The organism is Thermanaeromonas sp. DSM 22490 (assembly GCF_056378755.1).
On record NZ_JBJHHE010000006.1, the window covers coordinates 85633 to 106005 of the forward strand.

The 20373-nt window shown below is 53.6% G+C and carries 19 protein-coding genes and 1 pseudogene; 7 read left to right on the forward strand and 13 right to left on the reverse strand.

The window, feature by feature from the left end; all coding sequences use genetic code 11:
• Nucleotides 1-39: 39 nt before the first annotated feature.
• The 5 genes from AC1BI1_RS06150 to AC1BI1_RS06170 all read right to left on the reverse strand — a co-directional run bounded on the left by AC1BI1_RS06150 (nt 40) and on the right by AC1BI1_RS06170 (nt 6814).
• Entirely contained in the window at nt 40-387 is a 348-nt protein-coding gene (locus tag AC1BI1_RS06150; RefSeq protein ID WP_476716406.1) for a cupin domain-containing protein, read from the reverse strand.
• Nucleotides 388-613: 226 nt separating this feature from the next.
• A complete protein-coding gene (locus tag AC1BI1_RS06155) occupies nt 614-979 on the reverse strand; it encodes a CBS domain-containing protein (RefSeq protein WP_476716407.1) in 366 nt (121 codons plus the stop codon).
• A gap of 34 nt (nt 980-1013) precedes the next feature.
• The gene (gene glgP / locus AC1BI1_RS06160; protein ID WP_476716408.1) at nt 1014-3569 is read right to left on the reverse strand and encodes an alpha-glucan family phosphorylase; all 2556 of its coding nucleotides are present in this window, start codon (nt 3567-3569) and stop codon (nt 1014-1016) included.
• A gap of 11 nt (nt 3570-3580) precedes the next feature.
• Nucleotides 3581-6367: a 1,4-alpha-glucan branching protein domain-containing protein gene (locus AC1BI1_RS06165; protein WP_476716409.1), complete on the reverse strand. Its 2787-nt coding sequence runs from the start codon at nt 6365-6367 to the stop codon at nt 3581-3583.
• Nucleotides 6368-6382: 15 nt separating this feature from the next.
• Nucleotides 6383-6814 (reverse strand): DUF4912 domain-containing protein, encoded by a 432-nt coding sequence (locus AC1BI1_RS06170; protein ID WP_476716410.1) that lies wholly within the window; start codon nt 6812-6814, stop codon nt 6383-6385.
• A gap of 301 nt (nt 6815-7115) precedes the next feature.
• Here AC1BI1_RS06170 and AC1BI1_RS06175 point away from each other — a divergent pair, with 301 nt between their 5' ends.
• The 5 genes and pseudogenes from AC1BI1_RS06175 to AC1BI1_RS06195 form a co-directional block, all read left to right on the forward strand.
• Entirely contained in the window at nt 7116-8873 is a 1758-nt protein-coding gene (locus AC1BI1_RS06175) for an alpha amylase N-terminal ig-like domain-containing protein (RefSeq protein ID WP_476716411.1), read from the forward strand.
• Between the two features lie 96 nt (nt 8874-8969).
• Nucleotides 8970-10286: an NfeD family protein gene (locus AC1BI1_RS06180; protein WP_476716412.1), complete on the forward strand. Its 1317-nt coding sequence runs from the start codon at nt 8970-8972 to the stop codon at nt 10284-10286.
• Between the two features lie 21 nt (nt 10287-10307).
• Complete coding sequence (locus tag AC1BI1_RS06185) at nt 10308-11060, forward strand: slipin family protein (protein ID WP_476716413.1); 753 nt, start codon at nt 10308-10310, stop codon at nt 11058-11060.
• A 305-nt stretch (nt 11061-11365) separates the two neighbouring features.
• On the forward strand, nt 11366-11605 hold the full coding sequence (locus tag AC1BI1_RS06190; RefSeq protein WP_476716414.1) for a DUF6364 family protein: 240 nt from the start codon (nt 11366-11368) through the stop codon (nt 11603-11605).
• 3 nt (nt 11606-11608) lie between these two features.
• Nucleotides 11609-12028: pseudogene (locus tag AC1BI1_RS06195) on the forward strand (PIN domain-containing protein); the annotation flags it as partial.
• Nucleotides 12029-12108: 80 nt separating this feature from the next.
• Here the strand turns inward: AC1BI1_RS06195 and AC1BI1_RS06200 are convergent.
• From AC1BI1_RS06200 to AC1BI1_RS06230, 7 genes are all read right to left on the reverse strand, one after another.
• Nucleotides 12109-12696: a YdcF family protein gene (locus AC1BI1_RS06200; protein WP_476716415.1), complete on the reverse strand. Its 588-nt coding sequence runs from the start codon at nt 12694-12696 to the stop codon at nt 12109-12111.
• 96 nt (nt 12697-12792) lie between these two features.
• Complete coding sequence (locus AC1BI1_RS06205) at nt 12793-13644, reverse strand: ABC transporter permease subunit (RefSeq protein WP_476716416.1); 852 nt, start codon at nt 13642-13644, stop codon at nt 12793-12795.
• Entirely contained in the window at nt 13635-14555 is a 921-nt protein-coding gene (locus AC1BI1_RS06210; protein WP_476716417.1) for an ABC transporter ATP-binding protein, read from the reverse strand. The genes AC1BI1_RS06205 and AC1BI1_RS06210 overlap by 10 nt, the downstream gene beginning before the upstream one ends.
• Complete coding sequence (locus tag AC1BI1_RS06215; RefSeq protein ID WP_476716418.1) at nt 14555-15724, reverse strand: anti-sigma factor family protein; 1170 nt, start codon at nt 15722-15724, stop codon at nt 14555-14557. Before AC1BI1_RS06215 ends, AC1BI1_RS06210 begins: the two co-directional genes overlap by 1 nt.
• A complete protein-coding gene (locus AC1BI1_RS06220; protein ID WP_476716436.1) occupies nt 15681-16226 on the reverse strand; it encodes an RNA polymerase sigma factor SigX in 546 nt (181 codons plus the stop codon). Before AC1BI1_RS06220 ends, AC1BI1_RS06215 begins: the two co-directional genes overlap by 44 nt.
• Before the next feature lie 258 nt (nt 16227-16484).
• Nucleotides 16485-16610 (reverse strand): hypothetical protein, encoded by a 126-nt coding sequence (locus AC1BI1_RS06225; protein WP_476716419.1) that lies wholly within the window; start codon nt 16608-16610, stop codon nt 16485-16487.
• A gap of 192 nt (nt 16611-16802) precedes the next feature.
• Complete coding sequence (locus AC1BI1_RS06230; RefSeq protein ID WP_476716420.1) at nt 16803-17873, reverse strand: tetratricopeptide repeat protein; 1071 nt, start codon at nt 17871-17873, stop codon at nt 16803-16805.
• A 383-nt stretch (nt 17874-18256) separates the two neighbouring features.
• Between AC1BI1_RS06230 and AC1BI1_RS06235 the strand changes: the two genes are divergently transcribed.
• On the forward strand, nt 18257-18859 hold the full coding sequence (locus AC1BI1_RS06235) for a hypothetical protein (protein ID WP_476716421.1): 603 nt from the start codon (nt 18257-18259) through the stop codon (nt 18857-18859).
• Nucleotides 18859-19218 carry a transcriptional regulator gene (locus AC1BI1_RS06240; protein WP_476716422.1) on the forward strand — a complete coding sequence of 120 codons (360 nt, stop codon included), beginning with the start codon at nt 18859-18861 and terminating at the stop codon, nt 19216-19218. Before AC1BI1_RS06235 ends, AC1BI1_RS06240 begins: the two co-directional genes overlap by 1 nt.
• 147 nt (nt 19219-19365) lie before the next feature.
• On the opposite strand, the gene AC1BI1_RS06245 is transcribed toward AC1BI1_RS06240, so the two are convergent.
• Entirely contained in the window at nt 19366-20325 is a 960-nt protein-coding gene (locus AC1BI1_RS06245) for a zinc ribbon domain-containing protein (RefSeq protein WP_476716423.1), read from the reverse strand.
• Nucleotides 20326-20373: the final 48 nt, after the last annotated feature.

The window sequence follows — 20373 nt, forward strand, 5'->3', positions numbered from 1 at the left end:
CTCGTTCGAGGGCCTTTAGGCTTCTGAAGCAACTCCCTTTTACACGAAAATCCTTTCCACCTGCACAGCGGGAAATGCAAAAATAATCTTTAGAGGTTCATCATACTCATTGCTAAAACTATGCTTTACACCAGTAGGTACATGTATAACCGTGCCTTCCTCAATCGGATAGCTTTCTTCTCCCAGCTTTAAAGTGCCTTTCCCTTTAATTACATGAATTACTTCCTCTACCTTATGAATATGTAACGGAATAGTCCCGCCCCGCTGTAACGTAATTTCTCCGCTGGTTATAGCCGCGGCACCAGTGGTATTATCAACTAGAGATTTTATAAAAACATTGGGAAATACTTCCTTAGCTTCTACCCCATCGCTTTTTATTACTGGCATTAACAAGACCCCCTTGATTTATAATTTAACCTCTGTTTTCCTCCATTGCTGTTTTCATTTATAATATTTTCTTCGTTTACATTCATTTTCCTGCCACGCTTATTATTTCCTCTATTCGGAAGAAGTAGCGTTGGCCACAGCGCCACCATAAAAAATGAAAGCAAGAAGAGCGCCTCCCAAAAGCCAACCCGCCCTTCTTGCTCCCGCCATAGTACTTAAATAAAACTTACTCCGCATACTTTTGGGCTATAGCGGCAACAATGTCAGCCCGGCTGATAATGCCTACCAACTGGCCCTTATCGTAAACAGGCACTCGCTTGATTTTTTTCGTGTGCAGGATGGCAGCTACTTCTTCTACAGGAGTATCAGCACTCACAGTGATTACTTCCGGGTTCATAATATCTTTGACGCGGCTACCATTTTTTAGAGCGATAAGGTCCGCCTCACTAACCATACCTATAACTTTACCGCTTTCATCGCATACTGGTACACCGCTGATACCGTGTTCAGCCAGCAATTTAGTTAGTTCATATATAGGAGCATAAGCGCTAATCGTTATTACTTCCCTGGTCATAATATCTCTGGCCAGCATATCCTTTCTCCCTCCCTTCATTTTTATTTCCCTGTTAACCCCATAAGAGCAAGCCGCTGGAGTACGGGTGAGCCAAGTCTTCTTGATACGGAAATACGCACAGGTTATAGCCCTGGCGACCGCTGCGCCGGCAGGGCAAGAGTCCGGTATACAAATACCTCCCTTCGCCGAGGGCTTGGTACGAAGTGAGTACCAGTTTTTCCCCGGCGATAATTTCGCCATTTACATCCACAGGTCCAAAGTAAACTGCTACGCACACATCTTCAGGCCGTAAAGAGCCTAATGATATTATCGACTTAATGGTTAAATTGTCACCAACTTCCAAAGTTCTTGGCCCTATCCCCTCCACTTTTTCAATCTGCACCTGGCTCCAGTGATACTCAACCCATCTCTTCCACTCAGCCAGTTCCCTGGCCCGCTGCTGGTTATTAACTTTCAGGCGCTGGTACAGTCTGGCAGAAGGTATATAAAACTCCCGGGTGTATTCCTCTACCATGCGCTGGGTATTAAAAACAGGGCCGTAGGCTTGCATGGATTTTTTCATCCTGGCCAGCCAGCCCGAGGGCAATCCCCTCTGGTCGCGTTCATAGAACAGGGGGATTATTTCTTTTTCCAGCAGGTCGTAAAGAGCCTTGGCTTCTATGGCATCCTGATAAAGAGGATCAGTATAAACCTCTCCACGGCCGATAGCCCAGCCCGTCTCCGGTGTCCAGGCTTCACCCCACCAGCCATCCAGGGTGCTAATATGTAAAGCCCCATTAATTGCCGCTTTCATACCGCTGGTGCTGCAGGCTTCCAGGGGGCGGCGCGGGTTGGCCAGCCACAGGTCTACTCCCTGCACCAGATGCCGGGCTATGTTTATATCATAGTCTTCCAGGAAGACCAGACGTCCCTTAAATTCCTCCCGCCAGCTCTGGGCGATAATCTCCCGGATTAGCTTTTTCCCTTCTTCGTCTTTAGGATGAGCCTTGCCGGCATAAATTATCTGCACTGGCCATTGGGAATTGCCCAAAATCTTGGATAGTCTTTCTAAGTCGTAAAACAAGAGGGTAGGCCTCTTATAGGCGGCAAAGCGGCGGGCGAAACCGATGGTCAAGGCCTGGGGGTCCAAAATGGAATGGGCATCGGCAATCTCCTTCTGGCTGGCCCCTTGAGCTTCCAGTTGAGCCGCTAACTTACGCCGCACCAGTTTTATCAAGGTCTCCCGCTGCCTTTCATGGGCTTGCCATAATTCCCAATCGGGTATTTGTTCCACCCGGGCCCAGATGTCCTTTTCCGCCTGAGTTTCACGCCAACCGGTGCCCAGGTAGCGGTCAAATAGTTCCAGCAACCCTTCTCCCACCCAGGTGGTGATATGTATTCCATTGGTAATGGAAACAATAGGTACCTCGCTCACTGGCACCTCCGGCCATACCGCCTGCCACATCTTGCGAGCTGTCTGGCTATGCAAACGGCTTACACCGTTGGCCCAGGCTGAAAGGCGTAGGGCCAGTACAGCCATATTAAAAGGTTCCTGCTGGTTGTAGGGGTCCTGGCGACCGAGGGCTAAAAATTCGTGGCGGGAGAGGCCTAGAGACTGGTAATACTCGGTGAAATATTTATCCATCAAATAAGGAGGGAATAAGTCTATTCCGGCGGGCACCGGAGTATGGGTGGTAAAAATATGACTGGTACTGGCCAGTTCACGAGCAGCTGCAAAGTCAAGGCCATATTTTTCTTTGAGCTGGCGAATATGTTCTAGGGCCAGAAAAGCCGAATGTCCCTCGTTCAAGTGACAGACACTAGGCTCAATCTTCAAGGCTGCTAGAGCCCGCATCCCCCCTATCCCCAGAAGTATTTCTTGCTGGATGCGCTTTTCCAGGTCGCCGCTATAGAGCTGATCAGTGATGGCCCGGTCAGTTTCCCAATTTTCCGGACAGTCGCTATCCAAAAGGTAGAGATTAAGGCGGCCTACCCGGGCCTTCCAGATCTGGGCCCTGACCAGCCGGTCCGGAAAAGTAACTTGGATGGTAAGGGGTTTACCGTCAGGGTCGTATTCCAGCTCTAGGGGCAGCTCGTGAAAGTCGTAAAAAGGGTAAACTTCCTGCTGCTGGCCCTGGCTATCCAGGCGCTGGCGGAAATAGCCGTGCCGGTATAAAAGGCCTACACCCACGAGGGGCAAGGCCAAGTCACTGGCAGATTTCAGGTGATCCCCGGCTAAAATCCCCAACCCTCCGGCATACATGGGCAAAGCCTCACTCAAACCAAATTCGGCCGAAAAGTAAGCGATCACTGTGCTTTTCTCCAGCCCGTGGGTCTCGGCCCAGGAAGGGGAAAAGTCCTGGTATTGCTGGTATTGCTGCCAGACCCATTCCAGCTTGCTGGTATAATCAGGATCTTCGGTTGCAGTGAAAAATTTTTCTTCTGGCAACCGCTGGAGCAACAGCACGGGATTATGCTCGCATTGCTCCCATAGGTAGGGGTCCAGGCGGCGAAAAAGTTCGGCTGTTTCATGGTGCCGAGGCCAATAGAGGTTCAAAGCTAGAGTTCGCAGGGGCTCCAATTTTGCCGGCAATCTTGGCCGGACTAGAAAGGTGTGGGCAGGACGCATCTTATCCTCTCCTAACGTGTCTTAAGTACTTCCTGATAAAGGGCCAGGGTTTGCTGGGCTACCGCGTCCCAGGTATAATCCTGTTCCACTTTGGCACGAGCGCGCTGGCTCAGTTCCTTAGCCCAATCAGGATTTTGGAAAATAGCCACCAGGCAACGGAGCAGGTCGTCTACATCACCAGGGGTAAAGCATAAACCCGTCACTCCATCTTCTACTATTTCAGCCAGACCCCCCGTACGCGAAACGATCACCGGCACTCCAGCCGACATGGCTTCCAGGGCAACTATGCCAAAGGGCTCATACAGGCTGGGGAATACGGCTACCCGGCTTTGAGCCAGGAGCTGGTTGCGCACTTTTTCCGAGACAAACCCGGTAAACTGAACCTTGTCGGCTATCCCGAGCTCTGAGGCCAGGGATTTTAGCTTTTGGATATAAGGTCCTGAACCGGCAATAATCAAGTTGGCCTCCGGGTAGAGGTTGCTTAGCCGGGCAAAGGCTGCCAGGAGAACTTGCACTCCCTTTTCTACTACCAGGCGCCCTACGTAAAGGACAGTCTGACTCCTCCCGGAGGGAGGAGTAATATTTATAGGCCGGACAGCGTTAGGAATTATTTTGACCCTGGTGGCCGGCGGTTGAAAGAGTTGTTGGATTTCCTCTGCCATATAGCGGCTGCAGCAAATTATCTTGGTGGCATCGGCCACCAGTTCAGCCTCTATCTGGTGGATGGTGAGCTGGATCTTATTATGGAGGCCCTTATTGCGGCCATACTCAGTAGCATGAATAGTGCACACTAGGGGCATCTTTCGGGCATCCCGCAGTTCCCGGGCAGCATAAGCCACCAACCAGTCGTGGGCATGGACGACAACATTATTTGGCGGCAAGCGCCATATTAACTCTTGTCCCCAGTCGGCCATAGTTAAGTTAAGCTGTAATACCCAGTAGAGGAAGTCTATCTTGCTATCCGGCTGGGAAAATCTTGGTAAATAATGGATATAAACACCATTTTTAACTGATGATTCGGCCTGTTCTCCCGGAGCGGGGGTGAGGACATGAACCTGGACACCCTTTCGGGCCAGGGCTTCGGAAAGATCGCGAACATGGATCCCCAGCCCTCCCACATGGTGGGGTGGAAATTCCCAGCTCAGCATAAGCACTATAGGCTCGTACAAATCAGCAGCCGGGGCGATAGGAGGAAACGCGGGCTTGACCCGGCAGTAAAGGCTATAGTCCAGCCTGGGGAAAATATGGTGCTGAGCTTCCAGCCTCGACAAGAACTCTTCATCTATGTTGTTATCCTGGTAATCCCGGTAGAGTTTAAAAAAGTTGGACAAGTGCGTTTCCAAGCGGCTTTGGGCGTACTCCACCACTGTCCGATTAGTAAGGATAAAGGGCCAGTCGCTGCTCTGGGCCAGCAATAGCTCCCTCGCCGCCTGACTAAGGGCGCGCTCCTGCAACGGGCCTGCAGGCGAACCACCTTCGGCCATAATTCCCATGGCCTTTTCTGCCTGGTGCAGGAGGGGATAAACCCAATCGTTGGATTGATTAAGCCATACGCGGTTGTAACCCCCCTCTCCCCAGCTGGAGGGTCCCAGGGTTACTTCCTGCTCCGGCGGGTATTTTTCCAGGTAAGCCGAGAGGGTGGTCAGGCAGGTTGGCCGTCCTCCTGCGGCCAGGCGCAAAACATCTTCGAGCCAATCAGGCCCTTCAAACCACCAGTGGCCAAAAAGCTCTGCATCGTATGGCGCTACTATTATGGGTTTACCTGCCATATGGTTAGCCCAATAAAGTACTTGCTTGTCACGATTGTTCATAAAGTCTTGAGCATGTTCTCTGGCCCTAGCCCGGGCCGTCCGGTAATCATAGGGATCTTTGGCGTCCGTTTTTCCAGTAATGCGATAGTATTTAAAACCCGTATCGCCTCGTCTACCGCCGATAAGGTAGGGTTCCAAATAATTAAAATCCAGATCATAGCCAATATCGCGGTAAAACTCTCGGTACACAGGGTCCCCCGGATAACCCTCGGTGCGGCTCCAAACCTGGTGGGAAGTCTCCCAATCCCGGCCAAAGCCCGCTATGCTGCCGTTAACCCTAACCGGAGCATAAACCGCCGCAGGTGGCCTGGGGATGGCATTTAAGAGCCCATGGGCTGCTACTATGAAATATTTAATTCCGGCTTTCTCCAATATCTTTTCCACCCCAGGTGTATAACCGCACTCCGGAAGCCAGAATCCCGCCGGTACCCATCCCATTACCTCGGCAAAGAGATCCAGGGCGATTCTTATCTGGGCATACTGGGCTTCCGAAGTAAGCATAAGAGGTAAGTAACCATGGGTGGCACAAGTAGTGATTATTTCCAGGTAACCTCGCTTTTGCAAATCTTTTAAAGGGGTAAGCAGGTCTCCCTGATAAATGCTATTAAAAGTTATCGCCAAACCCTTAAGGCGTTGGAAATAAAATTCTGCCAGTGGATTAAACACTGGATCTTTTGCCGTTCGCTCCACTTCCCGGAGTGCTAATTCCTGGAGCTTGTCCAGGTACTGGCTGTAGCGCTCCTGCCTTCTTTTATCCCTGAGCATGGTGATCAAAGGAGGAGATAAAGAAAGGGTGAGCCTGAACTCTACCTTTTCTTGGGCCAGCTTTTCCCAGCTTAGTAAAAGCGGAAGATAAGATTCGGTCAGAGCCTCGAAAAGCCATTTCTCTTCCAAGGTTATACCCTCTTCCCCTCGGGGCAGAAAGGGCAGGTGGGCATGCAACAAAAGCGCTAGATAGCCGGAGGGAGTATCTTTTAGCCCAGCCATAGGATTTCACTCCCTTCAGGACCAGGAGCTCAAAAAGTTGCCGAGGTCTTCTGGCCACGTTTTCTCGCCAGCGAGCTTGAGTGGGCGGTCTTCCGTTTCCGATTCAGGCGGTTGCAGTTTAAGCTCTGGAGTACGGGAAAAAAGGATAAATTGTCCTTCCGGAGTTCTTACGCCAAGCTCTACGTGGTAGGTAAAGCGCGGGTTTATGTGATGAAAGTAATAGCTCCCGGATTGTAAAGAAGGCAGGATGATTTCTTGCTCCAACGAGGAAGAGGCAGGGCAACAGAGGCGCAAGATTAAATGATGTTCCGGCTGGACTTTGCTGAGAAAATCTTTAAGAGTCTCCATTCTTTGGGGGGTGAAAGTCCAATACACAAAAAGCGTTTGTAAATCCTGGGGTATACAGACCAAATCGTTTTGAATACAGCTGGCAAGTAGACCCCGCATGGGAATCTCCCCCCTTTACTTATAAGAAGCAAATTACGATCCTTTCACCCTCCTGCTCCTCCTTACAGTTATTTTTTTTGATTTTAGCAATAGTTTTTATTAGCTTTCTAGTTTATTCATAACATACCTATCATTTCCCGTCAATTTTTGTTGTAACTTGTTTTTTGCTAAAAAATACCTCATAATAAACTCAAAGATGTTTATGGCCATTCAATTATATCCTGTGTTCAAATTTTAATTATAGGCTGCTTATCTTTGCCCAGCTTAACTAAATAGTCTGATCAAAGGAGTAAGTAGAACATTGTTTTTTCACCGCCCAACGCCAAGGTTCTGCCAGCCCTTGGCACCTGGCCAGCTTCTTTTGCGCCTAAAGAGCAGCCGCCGGGAAAAACAGCGCTGCCTGGTAGTTTACGAGGACCAGGGCTTACGGACCGCCCCTATGTATACTTACGCCCGAACACCTCATTACCTCTATTACCAAGCTGAAGTCCGACTTTCCCGCCCCTGGCAGTGCAGGTATTTCTTCCGGTGCCAAGCAGAAGGCGAAGAGCCCGTTTATGTTCTGCCCCCCGCCGGTCACGCCAGGCAACCTTTCATCTATCGCTGGGTGGCGTCCGACATCTTTAGTGTTCCTGAATGGGTTTACGGTGCTGTTTCATACCAAATATTCCCTGATCGATTTTATAACGGAGACCCGTCCAATGACCCACCCGGAACCCAACCCTGGGGAGGAATTCCCACCGCGGACAATTTTTTCGGAGGGGATCTCGAGGGCATCTGGGCTAAAATTCCCTATCTCCAATTTTTGGGTATAAATACCATATGGCTAAATCCAATCTTTGCTTCTCCTTCCAATCACCGTTACAATACCAGCGACTATTTCAAGGTAGACCCTGCCTTGGGCGATAATAAAACTTTGCGCCGCCTGGTAGAATCCCTCCACACAGCAGGCATGCGCCTAATTTTGGATGGAGTGTTTAATCATACCGGCACCGAATTCTTTGCTTTTAAGGATGTTTTGGCCCGGGGAGCTAGTTCCCCATATAAGGATTGGTACTATTTTCAGGGTTTTCCCGTTCAAATAGAGCCCAAACCCAATTACCTGTGCTGGTGGGATATCCCCAGCCTTCCTAAGCTGAAGGTCAGCAACCCCGAGGTACGTGACTACCTCCTTTCCGTGGGTACTTACTGGCTCCGCGAAGCCGGTACGGATGGTTGGCGCCTGGATGTGCCTAACGAGGTAGAGCCTCCCTTCTGGCGGGAATTTCGCCGGCATGTCAAAAATACTAACCCTGAGGCCTATATCGTCGGCGAGATCTGGCACGATGCCCGTTTCTGGCTCCAGGGCAGGTACTTTGATGGGGTTATGAATTATCTTTTCCGCGACCTGGTTTTGGATTACTTCGCCCGCCGCCGTTTTCCCATTTCCACCCTGGATTTTCTTCTGGGGCTTATCCGCTTGCGCTATCCCGAAGTAGCTAATTTTGCCCTGCTAAACCTCCTGGGGAGCCACGATACTGCCAGGGTAATTACTGCTTTTCAGCAAGGCCTGGCCGGCCAACCCGGGCATTCCGGCACCTACGCCGAGGCGGTAATGCATTTACGACCGGCTTTAATCTTACAATTTACCTATCCCGGCATTCCCCTAATTTATTACGGCGACGAAGTGGGGCTTACCGGTGGACCTGATCCCGACTGCCGCCGGACCATGCCCTGGGAACCACGGGAGTGGGACCAGGACCTCCTAGCCTTCTACCGCCGCTTAATAGCCCTGCGGCACCGCCTCCTCCCTCTGAGGCGCGGGTTTTTCCAGCCCCTTTTTACTGACGATAAGGCTGAAGTCTACGCTTACGCTCGGCGCCTGGGAGGTGACAGGGTTATTGTGGTTTTGAACGCCAGCGATTTTCCTCAAACCGTTACTTTGAAGTCCAGTGAAGTTGAACTTGAAGAAGGAGAAACTTGGGAAGATGGTTTGAGCAATCGGTCTTTTGAAGTGCGAAATGGCCAGATTGTCTTACCCCTCGAGGCCAATTTGGGGGCTGTATTATATCGAAGTTGAAAAATTTGGCTGTAGCTTAAGGGGAGGTATAGTCTGCGGCCAGACTGGTCACCGGATAGGGTACATGATAAAATACCCTTAAGAGGTTGAGCACATATGAAAAACTTTTTTAAAAAATGTTTAAGCATTATTATTTTACTGTTACTCTTATTGTCTTCAGCTGCCTTAGCAGCCCCCGTTGGAGCCTCTGAAATTGGCCCTGCTATATATGTCCTGCGGGTAGAAGGCCCTATTGTTCCTGTAGTGGCTGATTATATCCAGGATGGGATAAAATTTGCTGAGAAACGCGGGGCAGCTTGTATTATCTTAGAACTCAGCACCCCGGGCGGCCTTTATACTGCCACCCAAAAAATAGTGGAAAATATATTGAACTCCCAGGTGCCCGTAGTAGTGTATGTTTGCCCGGCAGGGGCCTGGGCCGGCTCAGCCGGCACTTTTATTACCATAGCTGCGCATGTAGCAGCCATGGCCCCGGGTTGCAGGATTGGAGCTGCCCATCCCGTAGCCATAGATAATGATGGGGGACTCTCCGATACGCAAAAACAGAAAATGGCCCAAGACGCTGCCGCTTGGGTACGCAGCATTGCCCAGCTAAGGGGACGCGATCCGGCTCAGGCAGAATTGGCTGTCCTGGAGAGTAAGTCCTTTAGCGACGGTGAAGCTTTAAAAGCACGACTCATCGACTTGCAGGCAACAGACAGAGACCACCTGTTAAGCCAGCTTAACGGCTGCACGGTAAGTTTAATCAATGGCCAAGAAGTTATACTAAATGTGACAGGCTTACCCATAAAGTATGTACCTATGAGCCCTATCCAACGCCTGCTTTTTGCCGTAAGCGAACCCAATATCGCTTACCTCCTCATGAGCATCGGCACGGTGGGCCTGCTGGCGGAACTCTACCACCCGGGAGCTATCTTCCCGGGGGTAGTAGGCGGTATAAGCTTAATCCTGGGTCTCTATGCCTTGGGCAGCCTTAACGCCCAGTTTAGCGCAGTGCTTTTACTTTTATTGGGTTTGGCTTTGCTGGCAGCAGAGGTTTTCGTGGTAAGTCACGGCTTGCTGGCTACGGGAGGGGTTGCCTCTTTTGTGCTGGGTTCATTGATGCTTTTTAGTGGCGGTCCCCCGTCCTTCAGGGTGGGCCTAGGCCTTATCGCTATTACAGCCTTAAGCCTGATGGGTTTTGCGGGATTTCTTCTGGGTGCAGTGGTCAAAGCACAGCGGCGGCGAGCCATCACGGGGAAAGAAAGTCTGGAAGGAGCTATAGGAGCAGCTTTGACGGATTTGAAACCTGAGGGAATAGTGCTGGTGGAAGGAGAGCGCTGGAAGGCGGAAGGCCTGGAACCCATTGAAGCCGGGGACAGGGTGATTATAGTGGGTATAGAGGGTCTTAAGCTCAAAGTAAGAAAAATTTAAAGAAAGGATAGGTGTGAAGGTATGGAAAATTTTATTTCCCTCATTGCTCTATTAATAATTTTAGTCAGCTTAGTATCAGCTTCTATCCGGGTAGTCCAGGAGTATGAACGAGGGGTTATTTTCCGGCTGGGACGCTATGTAGGAGTGAGAGGGCCAGGGCTTTTCTTCTTGATTCCGTTTATTGAACGCATGCAGAAAGTGGATTTGCGGGTAGTGACTATGGACGTCCCCACCCAGGAGGCCATTACTAAAGATAATGTTACCGTAAAGGTGAATGCCGTAGTTTACTTCCGGGTAGTAGAACCGGCCAATGCGGTGATCAAAGTAATGGACCATATCCTCGCTACCTCTCAGCTGGCCCAGACCACCTTGCGCAGTGTGTTGGGCCAATCGGACCTGGATGAACTCCTGGCCCACAGGGAGCAAATTAACCAGCGCCTGCAGCAGATTATTGACGAAGGTACGGAGCCCTGGGGAGTTAAGGTGAGCCTGGTGGAGATTCGAGATGTGGAACTTCCCCAAACTCTGCAACGGGCCATGGCAGCCCAGGCAGAGGCTGAACGGGAACGCCGGGCCAAGATCATTCATGCCGACGGTGAATACCAGGCTGCAGCAAAATTAGCAGAAGCAGCCAGGATTATTTCTACACAGCCCGCTTCCTTGCAGTTGCGCTACTTGCAGACCCTTACAGAAATAGCTTCTGATAAGTCTAATATCGTGGTTTTTCCTATACCCATTGAGTTATTCAAAAATCTGTGGCAGCAGTCCCAATAGTTCACCCCATATCTTCCTGTTCTGGTGAAAGCGGCCAGCCGGTGCCAGCAAGGTAGCCAGGTTACCCGCAGCCGCCACAGCCAAGGTTACCCGGAACTGTGGCCTACAAAGCCTTGCATCACTGGCTCGTGCTGGCCACCTTACGTTTCTTAGCATAGGGTAACAGCTCAGCGCTTCCTTCAATGCCCAACGAAACACCCGCAAAAAGGGCTTTATCATCTGCCCCTCTGATTTGGGAATTATGCCGAACGCCTTGATTTATCACGCAAATAAGTGATCCACTTAGTTACGTGGAGGTGGAGCATGTGGAGTACCAGAATGTTACCCTTTCGCTACCTAAGGAAGTGCTGCGCCGGGCAAAACATATTGCTATTGAGCGGGGGACCTCGCTCTCCGGTCTTCTCACCCAGTTACTCGAGGACCTCACGCGCAGGGAAGACGAGTACCGCAAGGCAAAAGAGCGCCACCTGGCCATGCTGGGCGAGTTTGACCTGGCGACCAAGGGAAACGCCACGTGGACCAGGAGCGATCTCTATGACCGGTAAAAAAATGGCGACCGGCAGTTTGTAGATACCAACGTGCTGGTTTACGCCCACGATATCTCAGCCGGGGAAAAGCACGCCCGGGCTAAAGCTCTGGTCGCCGAACTCTGGCAATCGGGCAACGGCTGCCTCAGCATGCAGGTATTGCAGGAGTTCTACGTGACGGTAACCCAAAAAGTCCGGAAGCCGCTTTCGCCGGAAACGGCATCCCGGATCATTGAATATCTATCGAACTGGCACTTGCACACGCCGGATGCCGATGACGTGCTGGAGGCCATCAAGATTCACCAGCGGTACGCTATATCATTTTGGGACGCGACGATTATTCGCAGCGCTGAGGCACTGGATTGCAGAGTGGTCTGGTCTGAAGACCTGAACCCCGGGCAGTATTATGGCGAAGTGAAGGTCGTAAATCCCTTTTCTTAGTAAGAAGTCATCTTCTATCTCCCTCTTTCCCATTGTTCAGACAAAGGAAACTCGCTTCTGATTGGTAGTGCCTGAACCCCTTACCTTATCAAGCCTACCAGGTTCGCCACCACTTCCCTTAAAACTAAAGGGGGCCTCACCAGAACCGTCCTATGAACCCCGGCCCCCGAAACATCCATACCAAGCTTTCTAGCCTCTCTCAAAGCGCGGAACAAATGAAAATCATGGGTCACGATGATGGCCCGGTGCCATCCATGTCTCTGCATGATAGAGAGAGCGCCTTCCAGGTTTTCTCGGGTGTTACGGGAACTAGTTTCTTCATAAACACAGTTTTCGGGTAGGCCCCGGGCTATAAGGACCTCCCTTGCCGCTCTGCCCTCCGGTTTTGGATTAAAATTTCCTATCCCACCAGTGGTGATAACGGCCGGAGCATAACCCTCCCGATATAGCGTCTCCGCCAGGGCCAGGCGTTCCAGCAGGGCAGGACTGGGGCCGTCAGGCCATACGGCAGCACCCAATACAATTATTACATCTGCTTCCTGAGGGTTAGCCCGGCGGCCGAACCATTCAATGTAGGCGTAGAGGACACCCATTATTAGAATTGCTATAGCCACAAGTAAGGTTAATATGCGTGCAGCAAATTTTTTCACTATATTAAGGCTGGCCATGTTCTCACCTTGACCCCTTCGCAAACCTGGCCTGCGCCCTGTGCTTTAATCTCTCCAGCAGGCAGGTTAGCCCTTTCGTACTCAAGCCTGTCCCTTTCAAATATCGCGCCTATTGAAAAGGTAAACGGCAGCGGCCAAGGCGAGGACTATATAGACTACAGTGTAGACTATCATCCAATTACTGGGGGTGGATAAGCTACCGAAGGGGCCTAAGAAGGCCTGCCGGTTGAAAAAGGCAGTACCCCTGTCGGCCGGAAGCCTCTCTACCACCTCCGCGACCAGTCGCCGGTAGAGGGAGTCGGCCGGCAGAAGAAGGCTGGTGATCACTCCGGCGTACACGGCCGAAGTAGAGTCCAGCAATGCTCCTACCTGCTCTATCATGCCTCCCACCACGGCCAGAGCATATAGAGCAAAAGCCAGAATGCCATTGCCCGTGGTGGGGAGCCTGGTGGTGCCCAGCATGGTGACGGCCAGGAGTACCAGCGGTTCAAGGATGAACAGGCCCAGGGCCGGCAGTAGCCCCGGTATCCTCATCCCCAGTTGCCAATGTACGATACCTGTCACGGCCAGGAGAAAGAGGGCCGCGTACGTAATCAACATGGACGCCTGGCCGGCAAATTTGCCCAAAAGGAGGGAACTGCGGGACAGGGGCCGCGTGGCCAGGGTATAAAGGGTGCCGTTTTCGATTTCGCCGGAAATGCTGCCGACCGCGGACATGATGGACAGACCGGCAACAAGGAAGCTCGCAAAGTAAACACCCAGCACAAAAAGCAGGATCGCCTGCATTTGGGCCAAAGGATCTGCCTGCCAGTCCCTGCTATAACGCTGCCCGATAAAGTGGAGGCCGGTGCCGTACAGGACCAGGAAGCCCAGGGTCAACACTCCGACTACCAGAACTACTTTCTTGCGCCAGGCTTCCCGGAAGGTGAAAACAGCCATCAACCACATCCAAGCTTTTCTCCTTCCCTAATTAACGTGACAAAGACCTCTTCCAGGGAGTTGTGCCGGGGCGTTATCTCATATATGCGCAAGCCTTCCGCTACCAGGCAGGCTACCAGGCCGGGTATCTCTTCTTTATTGCTTAGAGCCACTGTAAGACGGCTGCCTTCTATCTTTAGGAAAGGGTAACGCCGGCGCAAGTTTTCCTCCAGTTCCGGCCTTAAGCCGGCAACCCTGGCCTGCACTTCTGTAGGCCCGGCGAGAAGCTCCGCAAGCCTCCCTTGCGCCAGCACACTCCCCTGGTGGATAATGGCTACCCGGTCGCACACTTGTTCCACTTCGCTTAAAAGGTGGCTGTTTAGAAAGATGGCCTTACCCTCCTGCTTTAAAGCCAAAAGGATCTCCCGTACCTGGCGCCGGCCCAGGGGATCTAGGGCCGAGGTGGGCTCATCCAAGAAGATTACCCGCGGGTTGCCCACCAGGGCAGCCGCCAGGCCTAAGCGCTGCTGCATACCTTTGCTGTAATGGGCTACCAATTTCCCTCCGTCTTTCGCTAACCCCACAAGCTCTAGGACCTGATGGGCCCGGCGCCGGGCTTCCCTCTCTTTAAGGCCCGCCAACCGGGCGTGGAAGATCAAAAGCTCTTCGCCCTTAAGCCAGCCGTGAAGGCGGAAGTTCTCCGGCAAGAAACCTATCTCCCTGCGCCCTCTGCTGTCCCAGGGCAAGCGGCCGGCCACCAGGGCCTTTCCCTGCGTAGGATGCACCAGGCCCACCAGCATCTTTACCAGGGTGCTTTTCCCGGCACCGTTGGGTCCCAAAAGGCCGAAGATCTGCCCCTCCTCTATGGAGAGGCAGATCTCCCGGCAGGCTATTTGCCGGCCGTAAACTTTAGTAAGATTTTGGGTTTCAATAATAGCCATCACTTAACCTCCGTAGCTACTTCCAGAGCTTTCTCCAAGGGAAGCCCTCCTATGGCCCACCACATGTCATGCTGGCGCCATACCAAGATACCGGGAGATTTATCGTCGCGGCTAAAGTAAACTCCCTGGCTGCCGTTCACCGTAACCATCCGGGCCGGCAAATCCCGGGTCTCCGGTAGGGGAAGAGTATGCTGCCAGTCGTTTATGGCTGCCAGCTGGCGGCGCAAATTATCGGGCAGTACGGGAAGATTCAGTAAGGCCCGGCGCACGTCCAAAACATCCACTCCGGCAGGAACCTCGATGGTCAAGTCGCCGGCGACCACGAGATATAGGGTACCACCCGGGAGGTTGTATCTACCCCTTTCCGACCCTTTATACCACACATTTACTAGCGGCGGGACCTTTATGACGAAGGACTGGCCTTTAAGGCTTTCCGGCAGAAGCGCGCTGCCGTGCCTTTTTAGATAGGCGTTTATGTTTTCTACGTCAGGCGAAATCTTAATGACCGTACCCTGGTCTACCAGGATCTCTTCCCTCTTCAGGCCCGCCAGAACCTCCGGAAGCTTAAGCTTAAGGCCGGTTAACTCTTCTACCTGCGAGGGATCGGCTTTCAGCGCGTGCTGCCCTGACCGTACAACCTCTACCCGGCCAAAGTTTCGGATATCCACCTCCCCCGCTTGACCGTTAAGAAGTCTTTCTAGCTGGGCCATATCCTCGGGAGTAAATTTGATCACCTGGATCTTTTCCGTGCGGAAAATGCTCAAAAATTGGGAGGCCAGGCTGCGTCCCGGAGCCCAGCTAAGGACAAGTACCAAAGTCAGGGCGGCCGCCGCCATCCCGGAAACCCACTTGTAACGCCGTATCATATCTTTTATCCCCCTTATTTTACTGCTTATGCCCATGAGGGTCTTTACCGATCCACCAGCCGGAGGCCGGCTCCCGGAGGCTGGTAGAACCCCGTAGGGCACCCGCCGGGGATGGGCTACAGCCTCTGCTGCCCGCCGGTACACCTCCAGAGCAAGACTTACTTCCCTGCCCACCTCTTCCAGCGCAGCCGCCCGCTCCCGGCAAGCAGGGCACCGGCTCAAGTGGCCGGCCACCCTTACAGCCCCGGCCGCGTCCAGTTCACCGTCCAGATAGGCCTGGAGGATCCCCTCCTCGGGACACATGGTCCTCCCTCCCCTCATACCGTTTGTACAGGGTTGCAAAGTGCCGCCGGGCCCGGGCCAGGATGGTACCCACCGAACCTTTATCCACCTGGATAACCTCGGCAATTTCGGCGTAGCTGTAACCCTCATGCCTTAAAAGAAGGCAGAGGCGGTCTCGGGGCGGAAGCTGGGATAGGCAGCTGCGGATCTTGCGAGCTTCCTCGTCCCGTATGACTGCTTCCTCTAGGGGAATTACCCAGGGCATCTCCTTAAGGACCCCTCCCTCTTCACGACGGCGGCGCCGCTCTTCGCCGCGGAGATAGTTGTAGGCTAGGTTGGCGGCCACCCGCATAAGCCAGCCGCCGAGATTGCTTTTATCGCCGGGGGGCTGGCAATAAAGCTTCAGGAAGACCTCCTGGGTCAAATCTTCAGCCGCCGGCCGCTCCCCCACAAGGTAATACAGCCAGCGGTACACCCCGGGATAGTAGGTTTGAAACAGCGCTTCAAATTCAGCAGGCTTGATAGCCCCTCACCCCTGCCAACCCTTTCTAAATAAATATAACACCGCCGGAGGGAGTTTTGTGACACCCATGAAGAAAAGGGAAAAACGGGAGCACTGGCCGTTTAAGCTGAGCTCACTCTGACAGTAAAAGCTTCCCGGCACCGGCCGCTTGGTACTGCTGCGCCCTGCGAAAAACCCAGTGCGTTGGCATACTGCGCTTCAGGCACCACGCACACGTCTTTCCGCAGGCGCTGCTTTAAAACCACCAGAACTTCCAGGTTACCCCCTGCCCGCCATATAAATCGCCTCTGCAAAGTCCAACTTTTCAGCCCAGGCAGCCGCAACCGCTTCTGCTATGGAAGAGCCAGCAGCGTACTTCGCTTCCGCCATCCCCTTGATGGCCATGGTTAACCGTCCCGACGCCCACGGCCTCCAGTGCGGACCCGGCCAGTGCCGCTCATTCGATACCGCCCGCGAGGGCGGCCGTCAGCCTTCTGTGCACTTTTCCTGCTCGCTCGCCCTCCTCTACCCGGCTTACTGTCGCACAAAACAAAAATGCCGGGCACCTTTCTTCGGGTACCCGGCTATACTTTTCCCCTACTGCTCGTTGACCGCCACCACCTGGCCGTCCTCGACCCACTCCACGTCCGCGCCGAGGTTCTCGCTCACGAAGCGGAGCGGGACCACCGTCCGCCCGGGTGGGACTACCTTCGCTGGGACATCGAGGGCTACCTTCTTACCGTCGACCACGGCCTCGGTGCGCCCCGTGTACAGGATCACTGTCTTCCCGTTGGCCGAGTTCGTGATGGTGACCACGCCGTCCTTGTAGTCCACCACCAGCCCCAGGGCCTCGGCTACCGCCCGGATGGGCACAAGGGTGCGGCCGCCCTCGATGAACGGCTCGAGGTCAAACGTAAGCTTTTTGCCCTTCACGAACACCTTTACGCCTTCCTTGCCCGCCTTGCGGTAGAGCTCGCCGACCTTCTTGTACAGGGTTTTCTCTTTCGGCTCGGCAGCGATAGCTTTCTCCACGTCTTCTGCCGCTTCCTCCACTTTGCCGAGTTCTTCCCTCAGGATAGCCCTGTAGGCGTACACGGCACCCGTCACGGTCTCGGGCGATTCAAGCAGCTTCTCCAGCTCAGCCAGCGCTGCCTCTCTGTCGCCCTTGGCCCTCAGGCACTGGGCCACCAGCACCGCCACCCTGGCCGTGGGGTGCGACAACCGTTCCTGTAGCTCCCTGAGTAGCGCTATAGCCCTGTCATACTCCCCGACGTTGCGGTATGCCACCGCCAGTTTCCAGAGGATCTTCTGGTCACCGGGATTTTCCGCCAGTTCCTTTTCCAGTTCGGCAATGCGCTTTTCGAGACCCTTCGTGCCCGCTTTGGTTAATTCCTCTTCCTCAATCCCTTCGGCGATTTCCCGCCCGAGTCTTTCCTCAACCCTCACCTGGAATTCGTCGCCTTCGTTGCGGGTGCGGTTCTTGACCTCAAAGTCGTGCCTCTCCGCGTGCCGGTACACGCCTTCCGCAACGGAATCCTGGTGGGTTTCCGCTACAGCGTGGCCTGCACCCCTATTCCTCCCCTGCTCCATACCGAATGCCATCCCGAACGTGCCAAAGAGGAAAATGGCCGCCGTAAATACGGCAAGGAACATTCTGACTTTCTTCAAGCGTGTCTCCCCCCTTGGGTAATCCTTGATTTTTGTTTTTCCCTTATTTTAAGAACGTTAAGAACGCATTTCCTGACGCCCTGCTTCCACCTCCTCCCATACGGGCCTCCGGCACGTGCGCACGGCCCCCGCCGGGCCCGCCCCCGGCTGGGATGTCTTTCTAATATATTAATACGGAACTCCCTCCTCTTTTCGAGGGTATTACAAAAGAAGTTCGTGTCAAAATTTACTAGTTTGGCCCGCGAAGGTTTCCAGAGCGAGCGCAAGCCAAGCAGGCCTGGGATCAAAACTGGGGATACGCCAGGGTATTATCCGCTTGACAAAATACTTTCTGGTATAATATACTTTGCATCACAAAGCTACTTAAAGGAGGAATACACTTGATGAAGCCTGAAAACGTGCACCAAAGCCTAGCGCTAATCCAGGAAACCCTGGTCAGAGCGCGGCGGGAGTTTTTTTCTCCCGACGGTCCTGTCTACAGGTGCTGGGGGTTCACGTGGGGCATCGCTTTCGCCCTTACCCACCTGCTGGTGTCCCATAGAGACCGGGTCGGGCCGTGGATGGGGGTGGCTATTGGATTAACCTGGATGGTTGCCACACTGGTTGCGATGGCCTACACTTATCGCCACTACGCCGGTCTACAGGGCGTTTCGTCTCCGGCGGGACGGCGTATCAGGTTGGTCTGGATGATCAGCATTTTGCTATTGCTCCTAACCGTTGGCCTAACAGGTTCCTTTAACTGGCTGGTAGGTGTCTGGGCCGTCTACACCGTCAGCATTCTCTATCTTATGATGGGGGCGCTGTACTTTGATAACCTGCAGATGGGTACTGGTCTGTGGCTCGGGCTGGCTAACCTGTTTGCCGCGTGGCTGGGTGAGGGTGTCTACGACCTGGCCATGGCATTGCTAGGGGGAGGCGGTCTAATCGTGGCAGGATTGCTCCACGATCGGATTCGCGCTGGCAAGGACGACAGGGAGCCACGATGATGGAAATAATTGGTGGCCCGGTCGCCTTCCCACATCTCGACGACATCATCCACCAGCCAGCACGACTGCAGATCATGACCGTGCTTTGCGGGTTGCCGGAACGTGATCGCATCGCCTTTACCAAGCTTCAGGAGCTTTTGGGCTTATCGGCAGGAAACTTAAGCACTTGCCTGGCACGGCTGGAGCAAGCCGGCTACGTTAGGACGGAGAAAGCCTTTCGCGGGAAACGGCCTGTCACATGGATCGCAGCAACACGACGGGGACGCCAAGCCTTCGAGGAGTACATTCAGGCTCTTCGCCGCTACCTTAACGAGGTAGATGCGATAAGGCAGACAAATATGAGGCAATTCACGGGTTAATGTAGCGTATCCGCCGGAGGAGACGGGCAGTCGCGGTCAATTGCCGCCACTCAGAATACCTCGCCATCGTCCCCCACCTCGCCCAGAAAAACAGCCGCCGTAACCCCCTACACCGAGTGTGCCCAAGCGGTTCACCCTGGTGAACCTTTATGCCAGCGGATGGCCACAGGCCCGGCAGTGGGGGAGGAAACGACTAGTTTCGATGCCGCACCGAGGACAGGTGATGGTTTGACCTGCACCGCACCAGGCGCAAAAAGGCCCAGGATTGGGAAAACCGCACACCGGGCAAGCTCCCTTCCAGAGACGGCGGCGCTGCACGGCAGGTGCGGACCAAAACCGGTTCTTGAGGTACACCAGGGCGGCGACGCAGACCGCCGACCCGCCGATGGAAACAACCCATTCCACCGGGACAACGTCACGCAGGAAGGGATACGCGATTTTAAAGGAGACCAGCAGTACCTGCACCGCCCCGAAACCGAGGAAACTGGTGCCGATCACGGCGTAACGGCCAAGGTAGGAGCTCCGGCGGAAGAAGTTGAAGGTGAAGAAGGTCAGGATAAAGGTAAACAGGGCATAACCAAGACAGGCGATCCCGGCCTTGAGGTCACGGGCACGGCGAAGGCGGGTCAATTCTGTCTGCAACCGCGCCTGGGCCCGGTCAAATTCCTGCTGTGCGGGGTTGAGTATCTGGACCCGAAAAACCTCCAACTGTCTTTCCGCTTCCTCCCTGGCGGCCTGCGCTTCCTCTAGGATTTTACGGTTTCGCTCCCACTGTGCCCGCTTGCCGGGGTCGTCGATGCCGCGGTCGAGGAGAGTGCGGTACTCCTCACGGGCGGTTTCATAGTCAAGACGCGCCCTGGTTTCGGCTTCCTGGCGTTGCCGGAGGATTCCAGCAAGCTCGCTTTCCTGCCCGCGCAACAGTCCCAGTTCCTGTTCCTGTCGGTCTAACTCGTACGCCTGGTGCAACCTTGCGTAGTTCGGGTAGGGGAATGCGCGATCAATGGCCACGGCCAGACGCATACCGCCGACCAGTAGAAATACGGCCAGCGCCAGGGCCAAGATCTTTTCCGCGCGCGAGATCTCCCTTTCGTACTGGCTTTCTTCCATGCTGCTCTTCTCCCTATCTCAACCTTTCTTGGTGACCTTTTCCAGTGT